Origin of the sequence: Mesorhizobium sp. M7A.F.Ca.ET.027.02.1.1 (assembly GCF_004022985.1) — a bacterium.
Lineage (GTDB): Bacteria > Pseudomonadota > Alphaproteobacteria > Rhizobiales > Rhizobiaceae > Mesorhizobium.
The window spans coordinates 1-3,614 of record NZ_RZOL01000522.1; the positions used below are offsets into that span (position 1 = coordinate 1).

1 protein-coding gene and 3 pseudogenes are annotated in these 3,614 nt (G+C 58.9%); 3 read left to right on the plus strand and 1 reads right to left on the minus strand.

Translation table 11 applies throughout. From position 1 onward, the window contains the following. Nucleotides 1-1,197: acetyl-CoA carboxylase biotin carboxylase subunit family protein (locus tag EN749_RS32600; RefSeq protein ID WP_128364710.1), on the plus strand; the 1,197-nt coding region annotated here is incomplete at its 5' end. Between the two features lie 423 nt (nt 1,198-1,620). Here EN749_RS32600 and EN749_RS32605 read toward each other — a convergent pair. Then, nucleotides 1,621-2,300: pseudogene (locus tag EN749_RS32605) on the minus strand (IS110 family transposase); the annotation flags it as partial. A 171-nt stretch (nt 2,301-2,471) separates the two neighbouring features. Here EN749_RS32605 and EN749_RS32610 point away from each other — a divergent pair. Then, nucleotides 2,472-2,981, plus strand: a pseudogene (locus EN749_RS32610) (transposase); the annotation flags it as partial. A gap of 256 nt (nt 2,982-3,237) precedes the next feature. Next, nucleotides 3,238-3,614, plus strand: a pseudogene (locus EN749_RS32615) (hypothetical protein); the annotation flags it as partial.

The following is a 3,614-nucleotide window of genomic DNA, read 5'->3' on the forward strand; positions in this document are numbered from 1 at the left end:
ACTCAGTACGGCTATCTTGCGGCGGAAAGACTTGAGGCTGTCCGGGTCGATACAGACAATCTCAATGCGCTGATCGCCGAATGTTCCCGCCTAGGTGCGATCTATGACATTGCTGGCATTACTGGGTTTGTAACCCCCGGCGAGTCGGTTACTGGGTTTGTGACCCCCGGCGAGTCGGTCTATGCGACAGTTGGCAAGCTCTGCCGCCATTTCGATCTACCGGGACCGAACCCCGCATCGATTGAACGATGCTGCGACAAATTCGTTCAACGTCAGTTCCTCGCGGAGGCCGGCGTTCCGCAACCTGCTTATCGCTTAGCAGCGGATGCGTCGGAGGTGGAAAGCGCTGCCGCAGATATCGGCCTGCCGGTGATTGTTAAGCCAGCGGTTGGCAACGGTAGCACCGGTGTCCGATTGTGCCGGAATGTTGATGAATTAGGCGAACACACGACCTACTTATTGGGCGAGAAGCACGTTTGGCGGTCTTCGCCGAGGATAATGGTCGAAGAATTCGCACAGGGCCCCCAGTATAGCGCTTACACAATGGGAAATGATATCATTGGGATTTGTGCTGCCGAGTTCGGTCCCCTACCTCATTTCGTCTATCGTCATTTCACCTTTCCGGCCCCGCTGACCGATGACGAGCATAAACGTATAGCAGATGTTTCGCTGAGCTGTCTGCGGGCTCTCGGCCTTGGCTGGGGGCCGGCGCACGTTGAATTCCGGTGGACGAAGCGTGGCCCAGTCGTCATTGAAGTTAATCCGCGCCTTCCAGGCGGGACCACTCCTCGGCTGATTCAGCTGGCTTACGGAATCGATCTTGGCACCGAGCACATCAAGCTTGTCATCGGCGAGGAATGGGATTTGCGCAGAAGGCATTCGCACATCGCGACCGTGCGCTTCCTCGTTCCTGACCGCGATGGCATCCTCGACTGGATCGATGGCGACAGTCTGGTGGCTACTATCCCAGGTGTCGCCGAGGTCAAATTGTATGTTGAACCCAAGACGCGGATCGTCAGGAAGGGCGATTACCGAGACACTATCGGACATGTCATCGCCGCTTCAGCCAGTCCCGCTGAGACCAAGGTGATACTTCAGCGTGCCGTCGACTTAATCGATTGGTCGATCACACCATTTCCGGCCATTGACGAACGGGAGCAATTTGCGGCCTCTCCCCTACCCGTAGGTAAGAGGTGATCGTCTCTCAACTGTAACGCGGTAATCAACGTGACGCGATCGAAGCCTCGTGCCAAGGGTCGCTAAAGGTGGCCGAGCAATCCAGCGGGCCGCAACGCGAGTGAACCCGCCATCCGATGGTTCTCCTTCCATCATCATGGCCTCATGCACAAAAGTCCTGACATGTGTGGACGCCCCGCTTGGAGCAAGAAGAATCTTATCGGCCGACTGCTGCGCGTGGTCAGGTGCTGACTGTGTCCGGCCTCTGAAGCGGCTGTTCACGTGCCGCGGGCCCAGTTGGGAGTTCGCGGACCGGATCCATAACAGTCCCGCGCGCTCTATGGCGATTGTCAGGAATCTGGTTTTTCCGGCCCCGTCTCATTGACGTTGCGCCATACCGTCCGTTCGACCTCCTACGCTTCCAAGCCCTCGATCACACCCGCCTTATGCGGCCGCGACCGGAGCCCGATAAACTCCCCCATGAGCGAGCAAAGCCCAAGCCGTGCGCGCCATCTTGTTGGCCAGAGCCACTCTGACCAGCATCGGCGGCTTGCAACGTACCATTCGCTCAAGCCAGGTTCCTGGCACCGCACCCTTTCGTGACGCCCAGCGAGCGACAGCGCTGGCGCCTATGATCAACAGTCGCCGCAGCGTTCGTTCACCCATTCTCGATGTTCTGCCCAGCCGCTCCTTGCCGCCGGTCGATCTTTGCAGTGGCGTCAATCCGACCCAGGCAGCAAAATCGTGTCCCCGCTTGAACGTCTCGGCCGCAGGCACGAGCGCCGGCGGTGATGGCGCCAACGCCTGGAATCGTCATCAACCGGCGGGCCACCGGGTCTTCCTTCGCACGGCGTCTGATCTCCTGATCCAGTTGCGCCACCCGCTTGTTGAGTGCGCGCAAGTTCTCGACCAGGACCACGAGGATCTGGCGCCGCCTCCGGCAGGTCTGATGCAGGATCATTCACCAGCGCCATGAGTTTAGCGGAATGCTGGGGTCCCTTCGCGACGATGAACCCGAATTCGGCAAGATGGCCGCGCAGGGAATTGATCACCTGCGTGCGTTGACCAACAAGGAGGTCTCGAGCTCGAAACAAAACAGCAGCCGCTTGCGTCTCTTCGCTCTTGCAACGCCACCACTTTGGCACGATCGTGCCGCGAAGGGGCGTCCACATGGGGTAGTCGCGGGAGCGACGCGCCCTGGAACCGATCATAGCCTTGGAGGGAGGCTGTTCCCCGATAAGATGAAATACGGGCTCACGACTGGACGCCGGGCCCAGCATCAACGGAGAACAGCCATGGAAGAACATATCGGTCTCGACGTGTCGATGAAAGAGACGACAGTGTCGATCCGCCGTGAAGGCGAACGGATCTGGCGCGGGAAGTGCGCATCTGATCCCAGGATCATTGCCGAGCTTGTTCGCAAGCGGGCGCCGGCCGCAAAGCGCGTCGTGTTCGAAACCGACCCGCTGTCAGTTTGGTTCTATCATGCGCTGCGCGCCGAGGGATTGCCAGCCATCTGCATCGATGCGCGCCGTGCCAAAGCCGCTCTCGATATGGCGGCGAACAAGACGGATGCGAATGACGCCGATGGTTTGGCGCGTCTTGCTGAAGCAGGATTCTTTCGCGAGGTGCACGTGAAAGGCTTCGACAGTATGTTGACCCGCACGCTCGTGGCAGCACGCACCCGGCTGGTCCGGAACACCGTCGAGCTTTCCAACCAGATCCGAGGGATCATGAAAACGTTCGGCTTGCTCGTTCCCGCCGGTAAGGGAACTACAGTCGAAAAGAATGTCCGGAGCCTTCTTATCGATTAGAGCGAGCTTGCTCCTGTCGTGCTACGGGACGGAAGAACACCGGCGACGCTGGTCGAACCAAAGAACATTGCCGTCTCGGCGAGGTCGGTTGCAACAATACCTTCACGTAAGTTTACAGACTCTTTGCGACCACAGATCGCTGAGCATGGTACCTTCACCTGATGTCTGAGGTCTGAGTCAACTGAAGCAGCCGATGCTCGACGTTCGCTCACACCGCCACACCGCGCGCACCGGAGGGTCCATGGCAATGGCAAGAAAAGCACTCGTCCTGCTTGAAGGGTCCGGGGGTAATGGTCCCCTCTACGTGCAAGCGGCCCAGCGTCTTGGGCTTCATCCAATTACCCTGTCGGCTGACCCAACTCAGTACGGTTATCTTGCGGCGGAAAGGCTTGAGGCTGTCCGGGTCGATACAGACAATCTCGATGCGCTGATCGCCGAATGTTCCCGCCTAGGTGCGACCTATGACATTGCTGGCCTTACGGGCTTTGTGACCCCCGACGAGTCAGTCTATGCGACAGTTGGCAAGCTCTGCCGCCATTTCGATCTACCGGGACCGAACCCGGCATCGATTGAACGATGCTGCGACAAATTCGTTCAACGTCAGTTCCTCGCGGAGGCCGGTGT